Source organism: Pseudomonas sp. R9.37 (assembly GCF_963878885.1).
GTDB lineage: Bacteria > Pseudomonadota > Gammaproteobacteria > Pseudomonadales > Pseudomonadaceae > Aquipseudomonas.
Window position 1 is genome coordinate 89,047 of record NZ_CAWNZA010000050.1, and the last position, 25,051, is coordinate 114,097.

At 62.2% G+C, this 25,051-nt stretch carries 21 protein-coding genes; 1 reads left to right on the forward strand and 20 read right to left on the reverse strand.

Features of this window, described 5'->3' with window-relative positions; genetic code table 11:
• Positions 1-17: 17 nt before the first annotated feature.
• Positions 18-446, forward strand: coding sequence for a TOBE domain-containing protein (locus tag AACU78_RS29115; protein ID WP_106579056.1), 429 nt, complete (start codon positions 18-20; stop codon positions 444-446).
• 153 nt (positions 447-599) lie between these two features.
• Here AACU78_RS29115 and AACU78_RS29120 read toward each other — a convergent pair whose 3' ends face one another.
• The 20 genes from AACU78_RS29120 to AACU78_RS29215 all read right to left on the reverse strand — a co-directional run bounded on the left by AACU78_RS29120 (position 600) and on the right by AACU78_RS29215 (position 24,974).
• Positions 600-1,631: an alpha/beta fold hydrolase gene (locus tag AACU78_RS29120; RefSeq protein ID WP_106579057.1), complete on the reverse strand. Its 1,032-nt coding sequence runs from the start codon at positions 1,629-1,631 to the stop codon at positions 600-602.
• Positions 1,632-1,771: 140 nt separating this feature from the next.
• Positions 1,772-2,533, reverse strand: a complete 762-nt coding sequence (locus AACU78_RS29125) for a PIG-L deacetylase family protein (RefSeq protein ID WP_106579058.1) — start codon at positions 2,531-2,533, stop codon at positions 1,772-1,774.
• A 178-nt stretch (positions 2,534-2,711) separates the two neighbouring features.
• Entirely contained in the window at positions 2,712-3,371 is a 660-nt protein-coding gene (locus tag AACU78_RS29130) for a glycosyltransferase (protein ID WP_106579059.1), read from the reverse strand.
• Positions 3,368-3,967, reverse strand: a complete 600-nt coding sequence (locus AACU78_RS29135; RefSeq protein ID WP_106579060.1) for an SAM-dependent methyltransferase — start codon at positions 3,965-3,967, stop codon at positions 3,368-3,370. Before AACU78_RS29135 ends, AACU78_RS29130 begins: the two co-directional genes overlap by 4 nt.
• A complete protein-coding gene (locus tag AACU78_RS29140) occupies positions 3,964-4,722 on the reverse strand; it encodes a PIG-L deacetylase family protein (RefSeq protein WP_106579061.1) in 759 nt (252 codons plus the stop codon). The genes AACU78_RS29135 and AACU78_RS29140 overlap by 4 nt, the downstream gene beginning before the upstream one ends.
• Positions 4,719-5,717 (reverse strand): acyl-CoA dehydrogenase family protein, encoded by a 999-nt coding sequence (locus AACU78_RS29145; protein ID WP_106579062.1) that lies wholly within the window; start codon positions 5,715-5,717, stop codon positions 4,719-4,721. Before AACU78_RS29145 ends, AACU78_RS29140 begins: the two co-directional genes overlap by 4 nt.
• Position 5,718: 1 nt before the next feature.
• A complete protein-coding gene (glgX, locus tag AACU78_RS29150) occupies positions 5,719-7,875 on the reverse strand; it encodes a glycogen debranching protein GlgX (protein ID WP_106579063.1) in 2,157 nt (718 codons plus the stop codon).
• Between the two features lie 133 nt (positions 7,876-8,008).
• Positions 8,009-8,278 carry a DUF2934 domain-containing protein gene (locus tag AACU78_RS29155; RefSeq protein WP_106579064.1) on the reverse strand — a complete coding sequence of 90 codons (270 nt, stop codon included), beginning with the start codon at positions 8,276-8,278 and terminating at the stop codon, positions 8,009-8,011.
• Between the two features lie 24 nt (positions 8,279-8,302).
• Positions 8,303-11,059, reverse strand: coding sequence for a malto-oligosyltrehalose synthase (locus AACU78_RS29160; RefSeq protein WP_106579065.1), 2,757 nt, complete (start codon positions 11,057-11,059; stop codon positions 8,303-8,305).
• Positions 11,056-13,140 (reverse strand): 4-alpha-glucanotransferase, encoded by a 2,085-nt coding sequence (gene malQ, locus AACU78_RS29165; protein WP_106579066.1) that lies wholly within the window; start codon positions 13,138-13,140, stop codon positions 11,056-11,058. Before malQ ends, AACU78_RS29160 begins: the two co-directional genes overlap by 4 nt.
• The gene (gene treZ / locus AACU78_RS29170) at positions 13,137-14,882 is read right to left on the reverse strand and encodes a malto-oligosyltrehalose trehalohydrolase (RefSeq protein WP_106579067.1); all 1,746 of its coding nucleotides are present in this window, start codon (positions 14,880-14,882) and stop codon (positions 13,137-13,139) included. The genes malQ and treZ overlap by 4 nt, the downstream gene beginning before the upstream one ends.
• A 19-nt stretch (positions 14,883-14,901) precedes the next feature.
• Positions 14,902-16,458, reverse strand: a complete 1,557-nt coding sequence (gene glgA, locus AACU78_RS29175) for a glycogen synthase GlgA (RefSeq protein ID WP_106579068.1) — start codon at positions 16,456-16,458, stop codon at positions 14,902-14,904.
• 508 nt (positions 16,459-16,966) lie between these two features.
• Entirely contained in the window at positions 16,967-17,920 is a 954-nt protein-coding gene (locus AACU78_RS29180; RefSeq protein ID WP_106579069.1) for a D-2-hydroxyacid dehydrogenase family protein, read from the reverse strand.
• Positions 17,921-17,946: 26 nt separating this feature from the next.
• Entirely contained in the window at positions 17,947-18,960 is a 1,014-nt protein-coding gene (locus AACU78_RS29185; protein ID WP_106579070.1) for an alpha/beta fold hydrolase, read from the reverse strand.
• A 102-nt stretch (positions 18,961-19,062) separates the two neighbouring features.
• The gene (locus AACU78_RS29190; protein WP_106579071.1) at positions 19,063-20,076 is read right to left on the reverse strand and encodes an alpha/beta fold hydrolase; all 1,014 of its coding nucleotides are present in this window, start codon (positions 20,074-20,076) and stop codon (positions 19,063-19,065) included.
• Between the two features lie 214 nt (positions 20,077-20,290).
• Complete coding sequence (locus tag AACU78_RS29195; RefSeq protein ID WP_106579072.1) at positions 20,291-20,731, reverse strand: YqaA family protein; 441 nt, start codon at positions 20,729-20,731, stop codon at positions 20,291-20,293.
• 3 nt (positions 20,732-20,734) lie between these two features.
• Positions 20,735-21,181, reverse strand: coding sequence for a DUF411 domain-containing protein (locus tag AACU78_RS29200; protein ID WP_106579073.1), 447 nt, complete (start codon positions 21,179-21,181; stop codon positions 20,735-20,737).
• 111 nt (positions 21,182-21,292) lie between these two features.
• Positions 21,293-21,751, reverse strand: coding sequence for an SRPBCC family protein (locus AACU78_RS29205; RefSeq protein ID WP_106579074.1), 459 nt, complete (start codon positions 21,749-21,751; stop codon positions 21,293-21,295).
• 90 nt (positions 21,752-21,841) lie between these two features.
• Positions 21,842-23,833 carry a methyl-accepting chemotaxis protein gene (locus tag AACU78_RS29210; protein ID WP_106579075.1) on the reverse strand — a complete coding sequence of 664 codons (1,992 nt, stop codon included), beginning with the start codon at positions 23,831-23,833 and terminating at the stop codon, positions 21,842-21,844.
• A 145-nt stretch (positions 23,834-23,978) separates the two neighbouring features.
• Entirely contained in the window at positions 23,979-24,974 is a 996-nt protein-coding gene (locus AACU78_RS29215) for an aldo/keto reductase (RefSeq protein WP_106579076.1), read from the reverse strand.
• Between the last annotated feature and the right edge of the window lie 77 nt (positions 24,975-25,051).

The window sequence follows — 25,051 nt, forward strand, 5'->3', positions numbered from 1 at the left end:
GAAAAGGCCCCGTCACGATGAAAGTCAGCGCACGCAACGTATTCAAAGGCCAAGTCAGCCAAGTGCAGGAGGGCGCCGTTAATGCAGAAGTCGTCCTGACCTTGGCCGGTGGTGAGCAACTGGTGGCGGTGGTAACCATACAGAGCGTGCGCAACCTGGGCATCGCCGTGGGCAAAGAGGCCGTGGCACTGATCAAGGCGCCGTGGGTCATGCTGATGACCGATTCCAGCGACATTCGCCTGTCGGCGCGCAACTGCCTGGAAGGCACGGTACTGAGCGTCAACGACGGTGCGGTCAACGCCGAAGTGGTGATCGAATTGGCCGGTGGTTCGAAGGTTTACGCCATCGTCACCCGCGACGCGGTGGCGGAGTTGGGCCTGGCGCCGGGCGTCAGCGCGACGGCGGTGATCAAAGCCTCGCACATCATTCTCGGCGTGCCGGCCTGATCAACGCACGGTGGCCCGAGTCCATTCGGCCCACCGTGTTCAATTGGCACCACTGTTCAAGCCAAAGAATGTCCTTCCCGACAGTCGTGCGCTGAACAGCAAAAAACACTCCCCGCCCACAGTCGGTAACCCCGCCAGGTCGTCGCGATAAGGTCACAGGTGATCGGCGTCGAACACGGCCTTGGCGAACGCTGCCGGCGCTTCCTGCGGCAGGTTGTGGCCGATCCCGCCATTGATCTGGCGAAATTCGTACTTGCCGGTGAAGCGCTTGGCGTAGTCCTCGGGTTGCGGGTGCGGTGCGCCGTTGGCGTCGCCTTCGAGGGTGATGGTCGGCACGCCGATGGTGGGCGACTGGGCCAGTCGCTGTTCCAGCGCGTCGTATTGCGCCTCGCCTTGCACCAAACCCAGGCGCCAACGGTAGTTGAAAACCGTGATGGCGACGTGATCGGGGTTATCCAGGCCTTTGGCGCTGCGCGCGAACGTGGCGTCGTCAAAGGCCCACTTCGGCGAAGCGGTTTGCCAGATCAGCCTGGCAAATTCGTGAGTGTTCTTCTGGTAGCCGGCGGCGCCGCGCTCGGTGGCGAAGTAAAACTGGTACCACCACTGCAATTCAGCCTTGGGCGGCAGCGGTTGCTTGCCGGCGGCCTGGTTGCCGATCAGGTAGCCGCTGACAGACACCAATGCCTTGACCCGCTCCGGCCACCGCGCCGAGACGATATCCGCCGAGCGCGCGCCCCAGTCGTAGCCACCGAGCACCGCTTGCTTGATCTTCAGTGCGTCCATGAAGTCGATCACGTCTTGTGCCAACGCTGCCGGTTCGCCGTTGCGCAGGGTTTTATCCGACACAAAACGCGTGGCGCCATAGCCGCGGGCATACGGGATCAACACGCGGTAGCCTTTGGCTGCCAGCCACGGCGCGACATCGGCGTAACTGTCGATGTCGTAGGGCCAACCGTGCAGCAGGATCACCACCTGGCCGTTGGCCGGGCCAACGTCGGCGTAGGCCACATCGAGCACCCCGGCCTTGACGTGCTTGAGCGCGCCGAAGGCGGTTTGGTGATGGCCGGCCGGCGTTGGTGGCTCGGGCATTTCAGCATGAGCCACGCCCAGGGCGCCGAATGGCAACAAGGCCAATGCCAGAGCAAGCGGACGGTGTTTGGAGCGACGGGTCAACAGAGTGTGCATGGCGAGCCTCCTGCGGCTGATGGGTGCCTGACACTCAGTTGACCGCTGCGCTGTATCGCGCATGTTTCAGGAACGGTCCCGGGTTAAACGCTGTGTATCGCCACGGCTGCTGTACACAGTGCGATACATAACCGCCCGCTCTACGTGAACACGATCTCATACGGCTCGCGCATGCGTTCGAGCAGTTCCTGGGCGAGCATCGGCGCGAGCCCGATGGCCGGGTCGCCGACCAATTGGCTGGCGTAGGCATGAGCGGCGTGCAGTTTGCGCGCGACGCTCCAGCTGTCCAGACGCACCTTATGCGCCCGTTGCCAAGGCATCATCGCCGCTTCACGCGCCGGACTGTGCCAGGCCCAGATGGGCAGTTCATAAAGCCGCGCGCCGATCAGGCTACAGGCCTTGGCGCTGGCACGTCCGACGGCGTCGTGGTCGTCATTGCCGTCGTTGCGCCACGTGGTGAACACCACGTCGCCCGGTTGCAGGTAACGCGCAATGAACTGGCTCATCGGCTGTTCACTGCTCGCCAGGGCGTCGTCACGAAAACCGCCGCGAATCCACTTCAAGCTGTGCAGCGGCATGCCCAACCGGCGCAGCGCCTCGGCGCTTTCCTGTGGGCGGATCACACTCAGACGGCTCGCCGGCCATGCGTGAGACCCCGGATGGCTGGCGCTGCCGTCGGTGATCGAGATCAGCAGCAGCGGGTGCTCCAGGGTACTGAGCAGTTGCAGCAGCCCTCCACACGCCAGCACTTCATCGCCAGGGTGCGGAGCAATCACCACCACGCGCGCACCAGGTGGCACCAGCGAAGAGGGAGGGATAGCGGGAATTTGCGCCAACTGTGGCGCGCTGTTCCAGATTTGCGCGGGACCGCGGCGGCCCTCGCTTAAGGAGGCAGGCTTCATGGGTGTCACGTCCTTGTCGATTGATGCTGGGCCGTACCCCGTTGACGGGACGACGCTCTTTTTTTTCAGCGCAGACTCCGCTGCGGTGATGCGCGGCACTCCAACCCTGGAATACCGGCAAGGCGCTCTCAGCATAGTCAAGGATTCATGGCTTTTACATCGTGAAATGTTGATTTTTTCAGCTGGCCTGCATGAGGCTTTTCAAATAGTCACCAAAACCGCCTTCGGCGCGGCCGTCGAGCCGGCCACTGGTAATCACCTGTGGCCGGTGGCTCCAGGCGATGGACGCGCCGCAACGCTCCAGATTGCGCACCAGTTGCACATCTTCATGGCAGGCCAGGGGCTCGAACCCGCCGGCTTGCACATAGGCGCCAGCACTCACGCCCAGATTGGCACCGTGTACATGCCGATGGCCGTCTCGGGCCTGGTAGGCCTGGGTGTAGCGAATCTGCGCCGCGGGGTCGAAGCCTTCACTCCAGCCGTCCACGGTCACAGTGCCGCACACCGCGTCGACACCCAGCGCCAATTGCGCCACCAGCCAGTCAGGGGCGACGCGGCTGTCGGCGTCCGTGCACGAAATCCAGCGTGCACCTTGATTCAGCAAGTGCCGCGCACCCACACCGCGCACCTGCCCGACATTGCGCGCCTGCACGTGCAGGCTTTGCACCGCATAGGCCTGCACGATCGCCGCACTGCCATCGTTGCAGCTGTCGAGCACGGTGAGGATCTGGACCGTTTCGCCAAGCAGCTCCGGATGGCGTGCGGCAACCAACGCAGACTTCAGGCATTCGCCCAGCAGCGCTTCTTCGTTAAGCACCGGGATCAGAACGCCGATCATCGCAGCCCCTCGAGGGTTGCGACCGAGGTGCGGTCGCGGCTCCACAGGTCGAGCAGGAAATCACTTTCGTGATGCTGCACCACCGGCGGCATATTCAGCCTTTGCTGCAGCAGGGCATGCACCTGTTCAGCGGTCTGCGGGCACCCTTCAATGCGTGGGCGCCAGTGACAGGCCAGCAGTTGCCCGTCTTCGGTCAAGGCGCCAAGGGCGCAGTCAACCAGGCGGTGCAGATCATCGGCATCCAGGTAGTAGCACAGCTCGCTCAACACGATCAGTTCGAATGAACCTGTCGGCCACTGTTCCGGCAAACGGCTTTGCTGCACCTCGGCATGGGCAAACCCCAGCAGCCTGGTTTGCGCCAGCGCCACGGCGGCACTGGCCGTGTCACAACACACCAGGCGGTCACAGCGCGGCGCCAGTTCGGCGCTCAGCTCGCCGTTGGCGCAACCGGGTTCGAATATCGACGCATACCGCGGGCGGGTCAGCGCCGCCAGGGTCAGCGCGCGTTTGCGCTGCTCGTACCAGCGTTGGCGAAATGCCCACGGGTCGTCGTTGCCGGCGAACAGTTGGTCGAAATACGGCGTGGCTACGCTCATACAAACACCACTTCAAAAGGCTGCAGCAGGCGTTCCACTACATAAGGCGCGAGCACAGGCGGCAGGCCGATCTGCGGGTCGCCCTCCAATTGGCTGGCAAACGCGTGGATGGCATGACGCTTACGCGCCACTGTTTCGGGCGTCAGCAGGATTTTGCGCGCACGGTCCCACGGCACTTGGCTGTCTTCCGGGGTTGCCCAGTGCCAGGTCCATACGGGCAACTCATACAGGGTCGCCCCAACCGCCTGCGCGGCCTTTGCACTGGCGCGGCCGACAGCCTCATGGTCGCAGTGCCCATCTTCGCGCCACGTGGTGAACACCACGTCGGTGGGTTTGAGGTAGCGTTGAATGAACGCACTCAGCTGTTCTTCCTGCGCCGCCACCTGACTGTCGCTGAACCCCGCGCGCAACCATTTGAGGCTGTGCAATGGCAAACCCAGGCGGTGCAATGCCTGGGCTGATTCCTGCGGACGCACCACACTCAGGCGCTCCACCGGCCAGCGCTGGGAACCCGGATGGCTGGCGCTGCCATCGGTCACGGAAATCAGCTGAATCGGCCGGCCGATGGCCGCCAGGCCTTGCAGCAGGCCGCCGCAACCGAGCACTTCATCGTCCGGATGCGGGGCAATGATGACTGCCCGATGCCCTTCGGGTACCAACTGTTCGACGCTGATGTGCGGCAGCTCGGCCATGTGCGACGAGGCTTGCCACTGATGCAGCGGCGTGCCCTGGCCTACGATCGGATTGGGTTTCATAACTGCCACCTCCCTGTGGGTTGCTCGGCCACCTGTTCGCCCAACGCCGCCAGGTCGCGCTCTGCATGGCTTTGGCGCACGTACACCGGCAGGTCCGCCATCAACTGGGCAAAGTGCGGGTCTTTGCAATAAGGCCCGGCACCTGCCGCACGGCCCACATGGTGGATGACCTGCTCGACAGTGTCTTCGATGCACGCGCGCACCTGCTGCGCTAACAGCCGCGCATCTGCCCGCGGAGCGCGGTCAACCTGTTCTGCACTGTCACGCAACACACAGGCCGCACTGTTGAGCACGCTGTCCACCGCGCCCAGGTGGGCGAGGGCATGGGGCTCGGGGCGCTTGCTGCATTGCTCGCGCAACACCTCGGCCAGGCGTTGCGCGCCGCCGTACCAGCAGGCGGCAATGCCAATCCCGCCTTGCCAGAAGCCAGGGCGGGACAGGTAATCCCCCGGCCCGCCGACGGCAATACCCTTGGCCCCGTCAAACACAATCTCGACGCTGCCAGTGGCGGCCATGCCCACGGCGTTCCAGCCTTCATTGGTGACCATAATGCCGGGCTGATCCATGTCCACGGCAACCAGTTGCTGACGGTCTTCGTCGTCCCAGGCGGTCAGCAAGCCATGACTGACCACCGCCGCCCCGGAACACCAGGCCTTGCGCCCATCGACGATCAACCGATGGCCATCACGGCGCACACGCACCTTGGCGGTCGGCGGTTCGGCGGCCCACATGCCCCACAAACTGCCCAAGGGCGGCAGGGGGCTGTCGAGTTCAGCGATGATCGCCAACGCATCGGTGTGGCCTTCGAACAACTTGCACAGGCGTAAATCGTGGCCCGCCACCTGCGCCAGACGACTGAATCGCTCCAGCGTCTGGCCACTGCCGGGTAACGGCAGCTGGTCCAGGCCTTCTTCCTGAAGTGCCTTCAGGGCTTGGCCCAAAGCGTGCGTGTCCGCATAGCCCCGGTAGCTTTGAAGGAATCCATGCAACGCCATTTCACACCTCGTCGTGCTGCAGTTCAAACAGCAACAGCGAGCGGCCGGTGACTGCGTACTCGTGCTCGAAATCAAAGCGCTCCTGACCGCGCACCGCTGGCTCGTTGGTGTCGAGCATGCAGGTCCAGAACTCGCCTTCCGGCACCGGTGGCAGGCGGAAATTGACCATGTCGTGGTGGGCGTTGACCACCAGCAGCAACGTCGCATCGCCACCCGGGCGGCGAATCCCGGTTTCCTGGGCGCGGCCATCCATCAGCATGCCCAGGCAGCGGCCATGGCTGTCTTCCCACTGTTCGGTGGTCATCTCGTTGCCATCCGGCGCCAGCCAGGTGACGTCCTTCACCCCGATGTCTTCGTTGTAGTCACCCACCAGGAAGCGTCCACGGCGCAGGATCGGATACGCCAGGCGCAGCTTGATCAGGCGTTTTACAAACTTGAGCAGCGCCTTGCCGTCGTCGTCCAGCTCCCAGTTGACCCAGCCGATCTCGCTGTCCTGGCAGTAGGCATTGTTGTTGCCGTGCTGGGTGCGAGCGAACTCGTCACCGGCCACCAGCATCGGTGTGCCTTGGGCCAAGAGCAGGGTGGCGAAAAAGTTGCGCATCTGGCGCAGGCGCAGCGCGTTGATTTCCGGGTCTTCGGTAGGCCCTTCGACGCCGTGGTTCCAGGACAGGTTGTTGTTGCTGCCATCCTGGTTGTTTTCGTCGTTGGCTTCGTTGTGCTTGTCGTTGTACGACACCAGGTCGTGCAAGGTGAAGCCGTCGTGCGCGGTGATGAAGTTCACCGAACTGTACGGGCGTCGACCACGCTGGTTGAACATCTCGCCGGACGCAGTCATGCGTGCAGCAAAGTCTGCCAACTGGCCGTCGTCGCCTTTCCAGAAGGCGCGCACGGTGTCGCGGAAGCGGTCGTTCCATTCCACCCAGCCCGGTGGGAATTTGCCCACTTGATAGCCACCGGGGCCGCAGTCCCACGGCTCAGCGATCATTTTCACCTGGCGCAGCACCGGGTCCTGGCGGCAGGCCACGAGGAAGCTGTGGCGTTCGTCGAAGCCATCGCGGTAACGGCCCAGAATGGTCGCCAGGTCAAAGCGGAAACCGTCCACGTGCATCTCGGTGGCCCAGTAACGCAAGGAGTCGGTGACCATTTGCAGCACGCACGGGTGGCTCAGGTCCAGGGTGTTGCCGGTGCCGGAATCGTTGATGTAGAAGCGCTTGTCGTCAGGCATCAGGCGATAGTAGGAGGCGTTGTCGATGCCGCGCATGGACAGGGTCGGGCCGCGCTCGTTACCTTCGGCGGTGTGGTTGTAGACCACGTCGAGGATCACTTCCAGCTTGGCTTCGTGCAGGTGCGCGACCATTTCCTTGAACTCGGCAATCTTGCCGCTGGCCAGGTAACGCGGGTCCGGGGCGAAAAAGGCGATGCTGTTGTAGCCCCAATAGTTGGTCATGCCTTTTTGCAGCAAGTGCTGGTCGTTGACGAATGCGTGCACGGGCAGCAATTCCACCGACGACACACCCAGCTGGCGGATGTGCTTGAGCACGTCATCTTCCATCAGCCCGGCGCAGGTACCGCGCACCGACTCGCCAACCGAAGGATGGCGCATGCTGATGCCGCGCAAGTGGGTTTCATAAATGATCGTGCGGTCCCACGGCACCCTCACCGGCTGGTCGTTACCCCAGGTGTGCGCCGGGTCGATGACCTTGCACTTGGGCACGAAGGGCGCGCTGTCGCGTTCGTCGAAACTGAGGTCATCGTCGGGGTGGCCGATGGTGTAGCCGAACAACGCTTCGGACCATTTGAGTTCGCCCACCAGCTGTTTGGCATAGGGGTCGATCAGCAATTTGTTGTGGTTGAAGCGGTGACCATTGGCCGGGTCATATGCACCGTATACGCGGTAGCCGTAAATCAGCCCAGGGTGGGCGTCGGGCAGGTAACCGTGGAAGGTTTCGTCGGTGTATTCAGGCAGTTCGATGCGTTCCAGCTCAACTTCGCCGGTGTCGTCAAACAGGCACAGTTCAACTTTGGTGGCGTTGGCCGAGAACAGCGCAAAGTTGACGCCCAGGCCGTCCCAGGTGGCGCCGAGGGGGAAGGGCAAACCTTCACGAATCCGCGACGGCTCGTTTTCCGGCGTCGGTTGGTTTTTATCTGGTTTGCTCATTGAGTTGCTCCTGCAAGGGTCTTTTTTCGGGCCGAGCGCGACCGTGCTGGCGATCGTTCAGCTGACGCAGTGGATATTCAAAAGGGAACCTCCTGCCGGCAGCGCCGGGAGGAGGCCCGTAAGGTCGTGATGCTTAAGGCTTGGGTTTTTTCGGCGCTGCGGGCTTTTTCGCCGCAGGCGGCGCCGGTTTGCTCGCTGCCGGTGCCGGCGGCTTGGCTTTGGGCGCAGGCTTGGGCGCGGTTTTTGGCTTGGCAGCGGCCTTGGGCTTGCTTGGCGTCAGCGCTTCGGCTTCGGCCAGTTTGCGCGCCATCTCCCAGTGGCGAGTGTCCTCTCCGTGGGGCTTGCCCTCGGATTCCCAGATCTGATGCGCCAATTCGCGAATACGTTTGTCTTCAGTACTCATCACAATGCTCCTCACAGAAAAGTTTCAGCTTTCTTGATCATCAGGATTGATAAAGACATTGACCGGGAAATCCCCCAGGGCAGCGCTGATCAACAGCTCCTTGTTTGGTGTGACTGCGCCTGTATGAAAAAGTCCCTTCCAGTTTTGCGTTGTCGCGGCGAACGGTAATTTAACCCGCGTATCGCCCCAAACCTGCGCGTCGATGTGGGGCCGCTCACCGTTTTCCAGCAAGCGATGAGGCCAGCGCGGCACCACCACCAACAGGCGTTTGCCTTGATGTTCGCGACAGAATGCGACCACATGTTCTGCGTGCGTGCCGGTGACCTCCAGCGGTGTGTAGTGGCCGCTGCGAAAGATCTCCGAGTCGGCCTTGCGCAACGCCAGCACCTGGGCAATCAGCGCCTGCTTGACGCGCCCGTCGCGCCAGTTGGATAACAGTTCAGGGATGTCCGGCGGTGTGTTCAGCGCGTGTTGCCGCGCGCTGAAGTCCACCGGACGACGGTTGTCCGGGTCCACCAGGCTGAAGTCCCAGAACTCATCGCCCTGGTACAAGTCCGGCACACCCGGCACGGTGATACGAAGCAAGGATTGCGCCAGGCTGTTGACCGCACCGGCCGCGGCAATGGCGTGAGCGGCGTTGCCCAGAGCGGTGCGCAATGCGCTGCCCGCATCGCTGAGCAATAGGCGCGACAGAAACGCTTCGACGCCTTGCTCATACGCCTCGTTCGGCGCGCTCCAGCTGCTTTGCAGCTTGGCTTCGCGCAGGGCCTTTTGCTGCCATTGCCAGAGGCGCTGCTGGTAATTCTCGACGTCCAGGTGCAGGTCCAGCGGCCAACTGCCCAGCAACACTTGATACAGGATCAGCTCATCACCGGCCGACGGGCTATTGGCATCCTCGCGCAAGGGGGCGGCGAGGGTGCGCCAGTGCTCAACCTGTTCGACATACCACGGCGCGCATTCACTCAATACCGCCAGGCGTGCGCGGGTATCTTCGCCGCGCTTGTGGTCGTGGGTGGCGGTGGCCAGCAGGTTGTCGGGAAAGGTCTGCAAGCGCTGTTGGTTGACGGTGTGAAACGCCGCCACCGGCGCACTGAACTGCTCGGTGCTGAAACCCACGTCATTGCGCGACAACAGTACTGCCGAGCGATAGAACGCGGTGTCTTCCACGGCCTTGGCCGCGGCCGGAGAGGTCAGTTGCTGGAAGCGTACACAGGCATGTTTGAGTATCTTGCGCTCGCGCCCGATCGGGCGATGGCGCCACGGCTGGCCGCCCAGCCATTTTTCCAGGTGATCGAGCACCGGCCAGTCGCCTTCGCTCAACGTGCTGCGAGCACTGGCCAGGGCTTGCAGGAAAAACACATCATCGTTTTCGCTGCGGCCACGGGCGCTGATGTAAGTGCGGTACACCGGGAAGTGCACAATCAGCTCCTGCAAGGCGCGGCGGATCGCGCCCAGGGTCAGGTCGCGGGTCATCACATCGTCACGGGCCACTTGCAGCAGGGCCTGGGCCACGCTTTCGAAGTCACCGGCCAGCGAGCCATTCAGGATCTGCTGGCGTGCCAGCCAGGCTTCTTCGATAAAGGCCGCTGGCCGTCCGCTGTGGCGGGTCCACAACTCGGCAAGCGGCTCGAAGCCTTGAGGATCATGCTGCAGCAACGACAGCTGATTCATGAATTCGTAGCCGGTGGTGCCGTCTACTTTCCAATCTTCGCGCAGGGTTTCGCCTTCACCGAGGATTTTTTCCACGAAGATCGGCAAGTGCCGTTCGGGCGCCAGTGAATCAACCCGACGCCGCAGCTTGCGGCAATAACCGCGTGGGTCGGCCAGGCCGTCGATGTGGTCGATGCGCAAGCCATCTATCAGGCCCTCGCTGATCAGCTCGAAGATCTTGCCGTGGGTGGCCTCGAATACCGCCTTGCGTTCAACGCGCAAGCCGCCCAATTCATTGACATCAAAGAAGCGCCGCCAGTTGATATCGTCCGCCGCCGTGCGCCAGCTGGCGAGCCGGTAGACTTGTTCTTCGAGCAATTGATGCAGGCGATTGAAACCCTCGGGCTGGCGTGCGTCGAACTCGCCCAGGCGTTGCTCGATGGCACGGCGCACGTCGCTTTCGGTCGCGCGTTCGGCCAGCGCCTGCTTGAGCCAGGCGGCTTCGTGGTAGGCATCATCCTGATAGGCCAGCGCGCTGAAACGCTCGGCCAGCGGCCGGAGCAGCGCGTCGGCGCCGAGGATCAACGCGTAGTCGCGCGGGCAGATCGGGAAGCGGTGCTCGTAATGCTCGACGTAAAACGCCCCATGCTCGGCGTCAAAATGCAGCGTCAGCGCGCCGGTCTGCAAAGCCTCGCCATAGTCGCTGCCCAGAAACGGCATCAGCAGTTGGCCTTTGAGCAACGGGTCCGGCGAGTGCCACTGAATATCGAAGAACTCGCTGTAGGGGCTCAGGCGTCCCCATTCGAGCAGGTCCAGCCACCACGGATTGTCCGCGCCACCCACGGCCATATGGTTGGAGACGATATCGAGGATCAGCCCCATCTGGTGCTCGCGCAGTGCAGCAACCAGGCGCCGCAACGCGGGTTCGCCGCCCAGTTCGGGGTTGACGGTCGTCGGGTCGACCACGTCGTAGCCGTGCATGGAGCCGGCGCGGGCACTGAGTATCGGTGAGGCGTACACATGGCTGATGCCTAGCTGGGCGAAGTACGGCACCAGAGGCACCGCATCGTCCAGGGTAAAACCTTTATGGAATTGCAGGCGCTGGGTAGCGCGCAGGGGCAGTGCTTTCATCGGTCACGCTCATAGGCTTGGTTGCGCGCAACGGCCAGCAGTTCGAGGCGGCGGGCGGCGCCGGCGTTGTCGAGCAGGCTGGCGGCTTCGCCCGGCAGGCGACGGCGCCAATTGGGATGGGTGTCGGTGGTGCCGGGCAGGTTGGATTGTTCTTCGATGCCCAGCGCGTCTTCCAGCGGCAGCAATACCAGCGGCGCACGGGTATGGCCGAGGTAGCGCACGCTGGCGTCGATCATGTGGTCGGTGTCGTTGCGGATTTCATCGACAAAGTTCTGCGGGTCCTGGCTCAAGGCCTGGCGCAGTGCCTGACGTTCGCGCAGGCGGTGTTCGCTCCATTGCTCCACCGTCGGTGCGTCGATCAGGCCGAGCTGGATATTCCACTCGATGTCGCGGCTGTGCCACCAGCCGTTGAGGGTCGGCAAGTCGTGGGTGCTGGTGGTCGCCAGGGCGTTGTCCGGCCAGTCAAGGATCGGCCGGAATTGGCCATCGTGACCTTGCTCGAACAGCAGCACGCGCATGCCCAGAATCGACCGCGCGCTGAGTTTTTCGCGCAGGCCATCGGGCACGGTGCCGAGGTCTTCACCCAGCACAATCGCCTTGTGACGCTGGGATTCCAGCGCCAGCAGTCGCAGCAGGTCGTCCACCGGGTAATACAGGTACGCACCCTCGCGCGGGGAGGCATCCATGGGGATCACCCACAGGCGTTGCAGGCCCATCACATGGTCGATGCGCAGGCCACCGGCATGGGCGAAGTTGGCCCGCAGCATCTCGATGAAGGCGCGGAAGCCGTTGCGTTTGAGACCTTCGGGGGAAAACGCAGAGATGCCCCAACCTTGACCGGCGCGGTTGAGAATATCGGGCGGCGCACCCACGGTGAGGTTCGCCAGCAATTCATCCTGGCGGCTCCAGGCCTGGCTGCCGCCGCCGTCGGCGCCGACGGCCAGGTCGGCAATCAGGCCGACGCCCATGCCGCTGCCACGCGCGGCTTGTTGCGCACGCTCCAGGCAACGCGCGATCAGCCATTGGCTGAACGCGTAGAAGCCGATTTCGTCGCGGTGTTCAGCGGCGAACTTAACCAGTTCAGGGCTTTGCGGCGAGCGCCAGGCTTCGGGCCAGTGACGCCAGTCGAGGTCCTCTCCCGCGGCGGCGCGAACGGCCTGCACGGCTTCGAAACGGCAATGGTTCTCCAGGGCCTCACCGCCATTCTGGCGAAAGCTCAGGAAATCGGCATGCTGCGGGTGTCCGCCGTGGCGGAAGTCTTCATACAGCGCGCGCAGCAGGCGCTGCTTGGCCTTGGCGGCGGCGGGCCAGTCGATCAGGGTGTGCTGTTCCAGCGTGTGCAGTTCTTCGGTCAAACCGCAGGCGTCGATGGCATTGCGCACTTCGCGCTCGCCCAGGATGCAGGCAGGCGAGGCGTACAGGCTGTTCAGAAACAGGCGGCTGGACGGCGAGTAGGGGCTATAGCGCTCGGTGTCGGCGCTGAACATCGCATGCATCGGGCTGATCGCCAAGGCATCGGCGCCGCGTTCGGCGGCGGCGCGAACCATGTGCTCCAACGCCTGCGTGTCGCCAAAGCCACCGTCGCCCAGACGACGCAGCGCGTACAGTTGGGCGCTCAAACCCCAGGCGCGCGCCGGTTGGGCGTCGACGGCTTCAGCCACGCTGTAGCAGTGAGCGGGCGCCACGGCCAGGGTGAAGGTCTGGTCGTCGATGTGCACCTGGTGATAGCCCAGCGCGATGACGCCTGGCAGCACGGCATCACCGTCGAGGCGCAGCTCCAGGGTTTCGCCGGTTTCCAGGCTGACCCGGCAGGGCGTGTCTGCGGCAAAGTAGCGTGCCAGGTCGAGGCCTTCGCCGCTGTCGACGGTCATCAAGGGCGGCAGATGCTTGTCTTGCTGCACCTGTTCGAGTTCGAGCAGGCTGGCGTTGGTTTCGGCATCGGTATCGGCCGGGTGGCCCAGGCCTTTGAGAACGGCGCGCAAGGCGCCGGGTTTAACATGTTGCGGACGGCCGTTCGCGTCGATCCAATCGACGGCCAGGCCCGCTCGGCTGGCGAGTATTTCCAGGTTCGCTTCGCTCAAAGGTGCTCTCCAACAGGGGATAGGGCAACGCGTGCGCTGAAAGGCGCCAAGTGCGCCCCTTCACCGGCAGGCGTTTCAAATAGCAGGTGCGGCGGCGCAGGGTGATCCAGCGGTTCGGCGCCCAGGTTCAAGTCAATCTGCAACACACTGCCGTTGCCCAGGCGCCAGCGCGCGCTGACGGCGCCTGGCCCCAGTACCTGCGCGCCCAAGGCCACACTGCCGGGCAAGTGCGGCACGATCTGCTGGTGGCGCAGGCTCAACAGTTGGCGGTAGAACTGGGCGTGCTGGTTTTCGGTGAAGGCGGGTGCTGATAGTAAAAAGGTGGGCAGGGCATTCGGGTCGGGAATGTGTTCACGCCTTTGCGGGTCTTTGAATGCGGCAAAATCAGCAAACTCGTTGCGCCGGCCTTCGCGCACGGCTTCGGCCAGCTCGCCATGGTGATCGGTGAAAAACAGGAACGGTTCCTCGGCGTTCACTTCATCACCCATGAACAGCAACGGAATCATCGGCGACAGCAGCAATAACGTCGTGGCTGCCTTGAGCGCCTGCGGCGAGCACAGCTGATGCAGGCGTTCGCCCAGTGCGCGGTTGCCGATCTGGTCATGGTTCTGCAAAAACGCCACGAAGGCGCTGGGCGGCAAGTCCCCACTGGGTTCGCCGCGCTCATGGCCGTGGCGGGTGGTGTGGCCCTGATAGATAAATCCCTCACCCAGGCAGCGCGCGAGTTTTTCGGTAGGGTTTTCGGCGAAGTCGCTGTAATAGGCGTCGGTTTCGCCGGTGAGCAATACGTGCAGCACGTTGTGGAAGTCATCGTTCCACTGTGCGTCGAAATCGTTCTTCAGCAAGCTGGCCTGGTTCAGCTCGTTTTCCAGCACCAGCCAGACATGCCGACCTGTGTCTACCTGTTGGCGAACACGGTGGGCCAGCTCCTTGAGAAAATCGGGATTGTCGATCGCGTGCACCGCATCCAGGCGCAGGCCATCAAAGCGGTATTCGAGCAACCACATCAACGCATTGTCGAGGAAGAAGTCGCGCACCTCGCGACGATCAAAATCAATGCCTGCGCCCCAGGGCGTGTGCACGTCTTCTTGAAAGAAACCGTTGGCGTATTGGCCCAGGTAGTTGCCGTCCGGGCCGAAGTGGTTGTAAACCACGTCGAGCATCACCGCCAAGCCGTGTTCGTGAGCGCTGTCGATCAATTGCTTGAGCTGTTCCGGCGAGCCATAAGAAGAGTGGGGCGCATAGGGCAGAACCCCGTCGTAACCCCAATTGCGTTCGCCGGGAAATTGCGCCAACGGCATCAATTCAATCGCGGTGACGCCCAGTTCAGCCAGGCGCGGCAGCTGCTTTTGTACGGCGGCGTAGCCACCCAGCACACCCACGTGCAGCTCGTAGATCACCGCTTCGTGCCATGGGCGGCCTTGCCAATGGCTGTGTCGCCACTGATAGGCGAGCGGATCGACAACCACGCTCCAACCATGAACATCCTCGGCTTGCGCCCTGGATGCCGGGTCGGGCACGTCGTTTTCGCCGTCGATGTTGTAGCGGTAGCGAGTGCCCGCCGGGCACTGTATCTCTACCTCAAACCAGCCATCTGCCTGGGGCAGCATGGCGATGGACTTGCCGTCTTCCAATTCAACGCTGACATAAAACGCGTCTGGCGCCCACAGGGCAAAACGCGTGTGTTGCGCGTCCAGCATGATTGCGCCGTGGGGCCAGGTTTCCAGAGTCCGTGACGGCATCTATGAAGCCCTCCCTTGATTATTTGTTCGATTTCCCCAGTGCTTTAACCACAAGCTGTTCGTACAGTTCGGCGTAGGGTTCCACCGCCTGGGACCAGTTGAACGGCTGCGTCATGGCGCGGCTGCGCATCGCATTGAGCAGGCCGGTATTGGCAAATACCCTGAAGGCGCGGCTCAACGCTTCCTTGTAGCTTTCAACCGTGGATTCGTTGAACAGAAACCCGGTAACGCCATTTTCAATGGTGTCAGCCAGGCCACCGGTATTGCGCGCCACCGGCAGCGAGCCGAAGCGCTGGGCGTACATCTGGCTCAAGCCGCAGGGCTCGTAGCGCGATGGCATCAATAGGAAGTCACTGCCGGCGAACATGCGGCGGGCGTCGGTTTCGTTGAAACCGATGCGCACGCCCACCTGGCCCGGGAACCGCAGGGCCAGCTCACGCATGGCGTGTTCTTCTTCAGGTTCACCGCGGCCGATGATGGCAATCTGGCCACCGTTCTCGACGATAAAGCTGCTGACTGCCTCGGTGAGGTCCAGGCCTTTTTGGTACACCAGGCGCGAAACCACCGCAAACAGTGGGCCGGTGGAGTCGTGCAGGCCGAACAACTCGCGCACATGGGCGGCATTGATGGCTTTGCCTTCCCAGTCACCAATGTTGAAGTTGTGGGTCAGGTGCGTGTCAGTGGAGGTTTCCCAGCTTTCATCGATACCGTTGGGGATGCCACTGAGCAGGCCTTGTTGAGTCTTGCTCGCCAGGAAGCCGTCGAGGCCGCAACCGAATTCCGGCGTGGTGATTTCCTGGGCGTAAGTGGCGCTCACGGTGGTGATGTGGCTGGAATACGCCATGCCGGCCTTGAGGAACGACATTTTGCCGTAGAACTCCATGCCTTCCTGTTGCAGGGCATGCGGCGGAATCCCCAGTTCAGGGGTGGAAGCCAGGCTGACCACGCCTTGGTAGGCGAGGTTATGAATGGTGAACAGCGTTGGCGTACGCGAACCACGCCAGTGCATGTACGCCGGTGCCAGGCCTGCTGGCCAGTCATGGGCGTGCACCAGGTCCGGGCACCAGTGGATCTGTGCGAGGTTGGCGGCCATGTCGGCGGCGGCCAGGCCCAGGCGTGCGAAGCGAATATGGTTGTCCGGCCAGTCGCGCCCGTTGTTGGCGCCGTACGGCGTGCCTTCGCGCTCATACAGCTCGGGGCAGATCAGGACATAGATGACCAGACCATCCTTGAGATCCATGCGCCCGATCTTGCACGGCGGCAGCGCTGCATGGCCACCCAGTTCGCCGATGATATGGATCGGGTTGTCGCTTTCCATCACTTGCGGATAACCCGGAATCAGCACGCGCACGTCGTGCAAGTGTGCCATGGCGCGGGGCAGGGCGGCGGACACGTCGCCCAGGCCGCCGGTTTTCACCAGGTCGGCGAATTCGGAGGTGACGAACAGGACTTTCTTTCGGTTCGGGTTCTGACTCACGATCGGCCGCACAGTGTTGGGCAGGTCGGCCAACGCAGTGGGCCCCCCTACCGGCTGACTAAAACGCTCTCCCTGAGTATCTACTGCAGCACTGATCATAATTCTCTCCGACATGTCTGGTTGGCTAATGGCCCGCTGCCATCGGCTCCGAAGACCGCATCCTGCGGCCAGGCGCACAAGCACTGTACAAACTGGCAAGGCGTATGCCAGTTGCACTCATTGCTAAAAAAGAGTGGATGGACGGGCATTTGGCGTGAACCGCGTGCACTCGCCTCCCTTAAAAACTGGACCTACGGCAGAGTTGGAAAGTTTCGATTTTTTGCGGGGTTTTTATTTTGGAACGGACCCATCGGTCATGAGTCTAGGCCAGATCCTAGAGCCTGTAGGGTTTATGCGGGAATTTTGTAGGACAAAAAACTTTTAACCTTATGCAAGGTTGAATGCTTGCGCTGATCGCGGGGCTGTCCAGCAAGGCTTGGCCCCGAAGTTTGTTCGCGCCGGGTTGCAACACCGCCCGATGTCTGCGGTCGAGACCTAGGCGCGCTTCGCGCGCACCAGCGGGTGCACGCACCTCGCCACAGCAGTGCGTACGCCCTTGATTGGTGCGCTACCCGAGCACGCGAATGGGCATGCCGCCGGCCCAAGCCTGGATATCCTCGATCATCTGCTGGTAGAACTGCCGGTAATTCTGCTCGCTCACGTAACCCACATGCGGCGTGGCCAATACATTGGGCAAGCGCCGAAACGGATGCTCAGCAGGCAGTGGCTCTTGGCTATACACGTCCAGCGCCGCCCCGGCCAGGCGTCCGGTGGACAAGGCCTGCACCAGTGCCTGTTCGTCCACGATCGGCCCGCGCGCCGTATTCACCAGCCGTGCGGTCGGCTTCATCCAGCCCAACGCCTGGGCATCCACCAGGCCACGGCTGCGATCGCTGAGTACCAGGTGCACAGTCAGGATGTCGGCCTGTTCAAACAGCTCACGCTTGCTGACCCAGGTCACTCCCGACTCGGCCGCACGTTCTGGCGTGAGGTTTTCACTCCAGGCAATCACGCGCATGCCGAACACCTGGGCAAATTGCGCGACCTTCTGGCCAATGCTGCCCAGCCCCAGGATTCCCAGGGTCTTGCCATACAGATCACCGCCCAGGCCAACCTGCCAGCCGCCGTCGCGCACCGCATTGGCCTCGACCAACAGGTTGCGGGTCGACGCCATGATCAGTGCCCAGGTCAATTCCGGCGCCGCCTGCTTATAGCTGTCGGTGCCGCACACCTGGATTCCCAAGGCCTTGGCCGCCGCAATGTCGATGGCGGCATTGCGCATGCCGCCGGTCACCAGCAATTTCAGCCGGGGCAGGCCCTCCAGCAGAGCCTTGTCGAAGGTCGAGCGTTCGCGCATCACGCAAATCACTTCAAAGCCCTTCAAGCGCTCAATCATCAACGCAGTGTCCGCCGGGTAGTCGTGCAGGAAATGCACCTGGCCCACCGACTGCAGCACCGACCAATCCACCACGCCACTGGCTACATCCTGCCAATCATCAATGACTGCGATCTGTACCGACATTCACGAGTGCCTCGAAAAAGGTTGGATTAAAGGGCGTTCAACCCCTGCAACAGCGTCTGATTAAACTTTACTGGCTCTTCCATCTGCGGCGCGTGCCCAAGTCCCGGGAATTCCACCAGGGTTGCGCGGGGGATCAACTTGGCCACTTGCTTGCCGAGCACGTCGTAATGACCGAGCCTGGCCTTGACCGCCGGCGGCGCGATATCGCTGCCGATGGCGGTGGTATCGGACGTGCCGATCAGCAGCAGCGTGGGCATCTGCAAATCCTTGAATTCGTAGTACACCGGCTGGGTGAAGATCATGTCGTAAATCAACGCCGAGTTCCATGCCACCTGGGTGTGCCCCGGGCCTTTGTTCAAGCCGGCGAGCATGTCGACCCAACGGTCGTACTCAGGCTTCCAGCGCCCGACGTAGTAAGTGTTGAGTTCATACTGGCGAATGCCGTCGGCGCTCAGTTTCAGCTCGCGTTCATACCATTGGTCAACGCTGCGATAGGGCACGCCCAGCGCTTTCCAGTCTTCCAGGCCGATCGGGTTGACCAGCGCCAGTTGCTCGGTCTGCGCCGGGTACAGCAGCGCGTAGCGGGTGGCAAGCATGCCGCCGGTGGAGTGGCCGACGATGGTGGCCTTTTGAATGCCGAGTTTATCCAGCAGTTGGTGGGTGTTGAGCGCCAGTTGCTGGAAACTGTATTGGTAGTGGTCGGGCTTGCTGGACGTGCAGAAGCCGATCTGGTCGGGCGCGATCACCCGGTAACCGGCGCCGCTCAAGGCTTTAATCGATTCATCCCAGGTGGCGCCGCAAAAATTCTTGCCATGCATCAGTACCACGGCGCGCCCGTTGGCCTTGCCTTGGGCGGGCACGTCCATATAACCCATCTGCAGGCTTTTGCCCTGGGACTCAAAGTTGAAATGCTCGACGGGATAGGGGTACTTGAAGCCTTGCAGCTCGGGGCCATAGGCGGGGCCTTCAGTGGCAGCGAAGGCGGGGACGGCAGTGCTCAGCAACAGGCTGGCTGCGCACAGTGAGCGGATCAACGTCATGGGTCAGGCTCCGAAAACAGTGTCTCGGATGCTGTGGCGAGGGGATTAAGCGAGGATTAACGGAGCGCCGCGTGATCAGCCAGCGCCCCTGCGATAATCGCTTCAGGGCGCGCTCAGACCCTGCAGCAACGCCGCGTTGAACCGTTCAGGGTCTTCCACTTGTGGCGAGTGGCCCAGGCCGTCGAATTCCACCAGCGTGGCACGCGGTATAAATTGAGCGACTTGCTTGCCCAGCACCTTGTAGTTGCCGATTTTCGCCTGCACTTGCGGCGACGCAAGGTCACTGTTGAGGGCCGTGGTGTCCTCGGTGCCAATCAGCAGCAGCGTCGGCACCTGCAGGTTTTTGAACTCGTAGTACACCGGCTGGGTGAAGAGCATGTCGTACAGCGCGGCTGAATTGCGCACCACCTCCGCGTGGCCGGAGCCATTGGTCAGCCCTACCAGCATGTCCACCCAACGGTCGAGGGCCGGTTCCCAGCGCCCCGCGTAATAATGACGCTGTTGATAGGCGCGCACGCTTTGGTAGGTCAGCCGGCTCTCTGATTGAGCCCACTGGTCGACGGTACGGTATGGCACGCCGAGGGCTTTCCAGTCCTCCAGGCCGATGGGGTTGACCATCACCAGTTGCTCGGTTTGCTGTGGGTAGAGCAAGGCGTAGCGGGTGGCAAGCATGCCGCCGGCGGAATGGCCCAGGACCGTGGCCTTTTGAATGCCAAGCTTTTGCAGCAATTGATGGGTGTTGATCGCCAGCTGCTGGAAGCTGTATTGGTAGTGATCAGGCTTGCTGGAAGTACAAAAGCCGATCTGGTCTGGCACCACCACCCGATAACCGGCATCGCTGAGCGGTTTGATCGAGCCTTCCCAGGTGGCGGCGCAGAAGTTCTTGCCGTGCATCAGCACAATGCTGCGGCCATTGGGCGTGCCTTTGGGGGCAACGTCCATGTACCCCATTTGCACGGTTTGGCCTTGAGACACGAATTTGAACCGTTCCACCGGGTAGGGGTATTTGAACCCCTGCAGCTCGGGACCGTAGGTGTCGTGTTTGCCGGTGGCGCATCCGGTAAGGGTGGCGGCGAGTAACAGGCCGCTGAGATAGAACATACGCTTGGCTTGCATGGTGGGCTCCGCAGTGAAAATCGGATGCTGTCGGCAAGCGATTAATCGAGGATTAACCCCTTGGAACTGCCGATAGGCACAGCTCAACCGCGCGGATAAACAGAAGATTCCTACGGGGAATGCCCGCATAACCGTGCGTATGCATAGGAAATTAAGGGCCCACCGGGCTCGCGTCTAGCTGTCAGATTTGACAGTGTCGACCAGTGGTCCCGCGTTACCGGTGCGTGAGCTGGCTCAGTGTCACGAGCGCCAGCACCGCGTATCGCGCGCCCTTGGCCACGCTGACCAGCAGCAGGAAGCGCCAGAACGGCTCACGCATGACGCCAGCCACCAGGGTCAGCGGGTCGCCGATAATCGGCAGCCAACTGAGCAACAACGACCAATGCCCCCAGCGTTGGTAGTGCGCGCGGGCCTTTTCCAGGTGCCGCGGGCTGACCGGAAACCAGCGCCGCGCCTTGAAACGCTCGACCGAGCGTCCCAGCCACCAATTCACCACCGAGCCCAATACGTTGCCAACGGTGGCAAGCGCGAGCAGCCACCACAGGCTGTAATGGCCGCTGATCAACAGGCCCACCAGCACTGCTTCCGATTGCAACGGCAACAGCGTGGCGGCCCCGAAGGCGGCGAAGAAAAGGCCCAGGTAACCGGTGAGCACGACTCAATGGGCCGGGTAGTCGGCCACCACCACGTCTTTGCCTTCACGGGTCAGGCCGATGACCTGATAGGCGTCGCTTTTGCCGCCCATCTCCATGCCCGGTGACCCCATGGGCATGCCCGGCGCCGCGATGCCGAGCAAGTCGTCGCGCTTGCGCAAGGCCAGCACCTGTTCGGCGGGCACATGGCCTTCGACGAATTTGCCGTCGATCACGGCGGTGTGGCACGAGCCCAGGCGCGGTGCCACGCCCAGGCGCTGCTTGACGGCACTCATGTCGGCTTCGACATGGTCGTTGACCTTGAACCCGTTGCTTTGCAGGTGACTGATCCACTTTTTGCAGCAGCCGCAGTTGGCGTCGCGGTGTACGTCGATAGGGATCAGCTCGGCAGCCTGGGCCAGGCTGGAGGTGAGCAGGGCTGAAAGCAGGGCCAGTCGCAATGGGTTTTTCATGCGGGTCTCGTGAGCAAGGGGACGTCGTCGGAATGGGGGGCGATCATGACGACGTCATCGCAGGCAAGCCAGCGTCTACAGGTCGAAGAAGGTGCCAGTAATGTTTCCAAATTATACGAAGGGCGCGTTTTCCAGCCGATGCTTGAGCTGGTCCAGGGCAATGTCGGACAGCTCGACCATGCGCTCATGCAAGGTAGCCAGTTGCAGCTCGGTTTCGTAGGTCAACACGCGCTTGAACAGCGTGCCACCGCGATGGGACTGCAAGAAATAGTGAATGGCGCCGTCCACGGCCAGGGAAGTGAACACGGTCTTGAATTCAGTTGGATGGCGGGCGATTTGCACGCGATAACTCATGGGCACACGCACACCCAGCAGGTCGATGACTTCGGTAAAGCGGGTGCCGGCCGGGAGTGAGCCGGTGGTGCCGGTGTCGGCACTGAGGGACGTGGGGTGCCACTCGTGCCAGCGGTCAGGCTGGGTCACGTAGTCGTAAACGACATCAATGGGGGCTTCCATAAACCGTTCCTGAATGATCCGCTCCAAGCGGCTCGAATGCTCGACAGCGTGCATGACACACCTCCTGTGTGGCGAGACTTTGCACTAGGAGCTGTCAGAATAGTCGCACTCCCGTGTTTTGCACGGGAGTGTTTCATGCATTTATCAGCGCACCTTGAAGCGACTCATCAACGCAATCACTCGGCCATTGGCGTCCAGCAGGCTTTGTGTATTGGTTTCAGTGGCGTGGCCACTTTCCACCAGTTCTTCGACCATATGTCGGATCTGCACCATGCTGCGGTTGATCTCCTCGGTCACCGCGCTTTGCTGCTCGGCGGCAGTGGCGATTTGAGTGCTGAGGTTGTTGATATGGCTGACCGAGCCGGCCATCTCGTCCAGGCCCGTGTTGACTCGCGCGGTTGCATCCGCGGCCGACTGGCAACTGGCCTGGGTGTTTTCCATGGCGGTCACCGACGAACTGACCCCGGTGGTCAGGCGTGCGAGCATTTCGTTGATCTGCGAGGTGCTGGCCTGGGTGCGTGCCGCCAGCGCCCGGACTTCGTCGGCCACCACCGCAAAACCACGGCCTTGCTCACCGGCCCGCGCCGCTTCAATCGCGGCGTTCAACGCCAGAAGGTTGGTCTGGCCGGCAATTGCGCCGATCACGCCAAGGGTTTCGGTGATGCGAGCAGCGTCCTGGCGCATGTTTTCCACGGTGTGGGTGGCGCTGGCCACTTCGCCGATCAACGCACTGACGCTGGTGGAGGCTTCTCCGACCACCACCCGTGAGCGGTCCGCGTGTTCGTTGGCGCGTTGGGTGAAGGAGGCGGTTTCTGCGGCGTTCTGCGCCACGGTGTCGGCAGTGGAGCTCATTTCGGTGATGGCCGTGACCGTTTGATCGGTCTCCGAGGCATGCCGCACCAGAATCCGGTTGGTTTGCGCCGAGGTCTGCTGCAATTGCTCAAGCCCCGTCGACATGGCGCCCGTGGCCAGGGTCACTTCACCGATCATGTTTTGCAGGTAGATGATGAAGCGGTTGACCGAATGGCCGATAGCGCCCATTTCATCTTCCGCGCGGATGGTGATGCGGCGTGTCAGGTCGGCATCGCCGGCAGACAGCGCGTCGATATTGATGCTCAGCGACTTCATGCGCTGCACCAGTTGGCGGATGGCATAGAATGCCAGCAGCACCAGCAGCAACACCATGGGAATTTGCAACAGGGCCAGGCTGCCGAGCACATCATCACGCTGAGCGGTGATCAGCGAGGTCGGCAGGGCGGTAGCCAGGAACCACGGCGTGCCCTCGATCGGGCGCATGTAAAAGGTGCTGGCCACGCCCTGGTTGTCGAATTCGGCGCGCTGGGCCTGGTCGCGGTGGGCGAGGGCCTTGCTGACCTGAGCGGCAAACGCCGAGGTGCCAGCCAATTCGCTGATGTTTTTCAACACCACCGGGCCGCTGATGCGCGTGCTGTTGCTGATGATCTTGCCGTCGCCTTCGACGATCAGCATCTGCCCACCGATGTCTTTCTCTTTGCTGGCCACCAGGTCATTGAAGAAACCCAGGGTCACGTCAATGGTGGCAACGCCGTAGGCGGCTCCGTCGCGCTGGATGGCCATGGCGCAGTTGGTGCGCGGCTCCTGGCTGGCGTCGTCTTTGTAAGCTGCCGCCCAGGCGCACTGGCCACGCGGTGAGGCGAGACCGCCTTTGTACCAGCTCTGGTCGTAGTAATTGGGCGCCGCGTCGCTGTTCCAGAAGGTATTGACTGCCAGCTTGCCCGACGCATCGCGGTGCCAGAACGTGCTGTGCTTGTTGCGCCCCGGCGTGCGCTGATTCGGCAATGGCCAGATGCCGCCGCCGAAGACTTTCAGCTCGCCGTACTGGTCCACCAGGCCGGGCAGGACTTTGTCGATGGCATCGCTGTCGAGCAGGGGAATGGTCTGGGTGATGCTGCGTTGCTGGGCCTGAACCTTGTTCAGTTCGCCCTGAATCTGTTCGGCTACTTCCGCGATGCGGTTGAGCACCACCTGTTCTTCAGTGTGCCGCAGCTTGGGCGCGACCAACTGGCCGATCCCCACCACCGTCAACATAAATAACACCAGGACGAACAGCACCAGAAACAGGGTGTAGCGAGTTTGGATGGAGCGCAGTGGGGGCATGAGGTCGTCCTTACGAAGCGTTTATTATCGACGCGGCTGTGTTAGAGCTTCATCGGGCTATCGGCTTGGCAAGGAGGAGCTTGAGGTACCATCGTGCAAGAAAAGTCAGGGCGCACCGTCAGTGGGTACGCCCCGACCACACAGGCTATTTATTCACCAGGCCCATTGACGCTTCGGTGTAGCGCAAACCCGCGGTAGCGCCCGCCGGAAAGATCGACATCAGCGCCGCCAATTCGGCAGGGTTCAAGCTGATATCCAGGGCCGCCACGTTTTCTTCCAGGTATTTGCGCTGCTTGGTGCCCGGAATCGGGATCAGGTAATCACCCTGCGCCAGCACCCAGGCCAGCGCCAGTTGCCCGGCTGTCACGCCTTTTTGCTCAGCCAGCGCTTTCACTTGCTCCACCAGCAGCAGGTTTTTGGCAAAGTTCTCACCTTGAAAGCGCGGGCTGGAGTGGCGGTAGTCGTCGGCGGCGAAATCCTCCGGACTTTTCAGCGCGCCGGTGAGAAACCCGCGCCCCAGCGGGCTGTAAGGCACAAAGGCGATGCCCAGGCGCTGGCAGGCCGCCAGGCAACCGTTGTCTTCCTGGTCGCGGCTCCACAGTGAATATTCACTTTGCAGGGCGCTGATCGGGTGCACCTTGTGCGCGCGCTCCAGGCTGGCCGCGGAGGCTTCACTCAGGCCCAGGTAACGCACCTTGCCTTGCTTGACCAGCTCGGCCATCGCGCCAACGCTTTCTTCGATTGCCACGTCGGGGTCAACGCGGTGCTGGTAATACAGGTCCAGCGTTTCGATGCCCAAACGTTTCAAGGTGCCGTCAATGGCCTTGCGAATGTACTCGGGGCGGCCATTCACACCGCGTGCCGACGGATTGGCCGGGTCACGCACAAAGCCGAATTTACTCGCCAGAAACACCTGGTCGCGTTTGCCGGTGATGGCTTTGCCGATCAGTGCCTCATTGGTGTGAGGGCCATACATGTCGGCGGTGTCGAGCAACGTGACGCCCAACTCCAGGGCGCGGTGCAAGGTTGCAATCGCTTCCCGGGTATCGGTGCCGGTGGTGTAGAAATCAGTCATGCCCATGCAGCCCAGGCCGATGGCGCAGACGTGAGGGCCGTTTTTGCCGAGTTGGCGAGTATGCATCGGGAGAGCTCCTTGGAGGGGAAAGGCCCCATTGTTCTCCTCGACAACTGAGGGATAAAGCGGCTAAAACCGCTATC

What these genes read in the sequence shown, in the direction of transcription:
- AACU78_RS29115 (WP_106579056.1), top strand. Translation starts at nt 18, where the DNA reads ATGAAAGTCAGCGCACGCAACGTATTCAAAGGCCAAGTCAGCCAAGTG.
- AACU78_RS29120 (WP_106579057.1), bottom strand. Translation starts at nt 1,631, where the DNA reads ATGCACACTCTGTTGACCCGTCGCTCCAAACACCGTCCGCTTGCTCTG.
- AACU78_RS29125 (WP_106579058.1), bottom strand. Translation starts at nt 2,533, where the DNA reads ATGAAGCCTGCCTCCTTAAGCGAGGGCCGCCGCGGTCCCGCGCAAATC.
- AACU78_RS29130 (WP_106579059.1), bottom strand. Translation starts at nt 3,371, where the DNA reads ATGATCGGCGTTCTGATCCCGGTGCTTAACGAAGAAGCGCTGCTGGGC.
- AACU78_RS29135 (WP_106579060.1), bottom strand. Translation starts at nt 3,967, where the DNA reads ATGAGCGTAGCCACGCCGTATTTCGACCAACTGTTCGCCGGCAACGAC.
- AACU78_RS29140 (WP_106579061.1), bottom strand. Translation starts at nt 4,722, where the DNA reads ATGAAACCCAATCCGATCGTAGGCCAGGGCACGCCGCTGCATCAGTGG.
- AACU78_RS29145 (WP_106579062.1), bottom strand. Translation starts at nt 5,717, where the DNA reads ATGGCGTTGCATGGATTCCTTCAAAGCTACCGGGGCTATGCGGACACG.
- glgX (WP_106579063.1), bottom strand. Translation starts at nt 7,875, where the DNA reads ATGAGCAAACCAGATAAAAACCAACCGACGCCGGAAAACGAGCCGTCG.
- AACU78_RS29155 (WP_106579064.1), bottom strand. Translation starts at nt 8,278, where the DNA reads ATGAGTACTGAAGACAAACGTATTCGCGAATTGGCGCATCAGATCTGG.
- AACU78_RS29160 (WP_106579065.1), bottom strand. Translation starts at nt 11,059, where the DNA reads ATGAAAGCACTGCCCCTGCGCGCTACCCAGCGCCTGCAATTCCATAAA.
- treZ (WP_106579067.1), bottom strand. Translation starts at nt 14,882, where the DNA reads ATGCCGTCACGGACTCTGGAAACCTGGCCCCACGGCGCAATCATGCTG.
- glgA (WP_106579068.1), bottom strand. Translation starts at nt 16,458, where the DNA reads ATGATCAGTGCTGCAGTAGATACTCAGGGAGAGCGTTTTAGTCAGCCG.
- AACU78_RS29180 (WP_106579069.1), bottom strand. Translation starts at nt 17,920, where the DNA reads ATGTCGGTACAGATCGCAGTCATTGATGATTGGCAGGATGTAGCCAGT.
- AACU78_RS29185 (WP_106579070.1), bottom strand. Translation starts at nt 18,960, where the DNA reads ATGACGTTGATCCGCTCACTGTGCGCAGCCAGCCTGTTGCTGAGCACT.
- AACU78_RS29190 (WP_106579071.1), bottom strand. Translation starts at nt 20,076, where the DNA reads ATGCAAGCCAAGCGTATGTTCTATCTCAGCGGCCTGTTACTCGCCGCC.
- AACU78_RS29200 (WP_106579073.1), bottom strand. Translation starts at nt 21,181, where the DNA reads ATGAAAAACCCATTGCGACTGGCCCTGCTTTCAGCCCTGCTCACCTCC.
- AACU78_RS29205 (WP_106579074.1), bottom strand. Translation starts at nt 21,751, where the DNA reads ATGCACGCTGTCGAGCATTCGAGCCGCTTGGAGCGGATCATTCAGGAA.
- AACU78_RS29210 (WP_106579075.1), bottom strand. Translation starts at nt 23,833, where the DNA reads ATGCCCCCACTGCGCTCCATCCAAACTCGCTACACCCTGTTTCTGGTG.
- AACU78_RS29215 (WP_106579076.1), bottom strand. Translation starts at nt 24,974, where the DNA reads ATGCATACTCGCCAACTCGGCAAAAACGGCCCTCACGTCTGCGCCATC.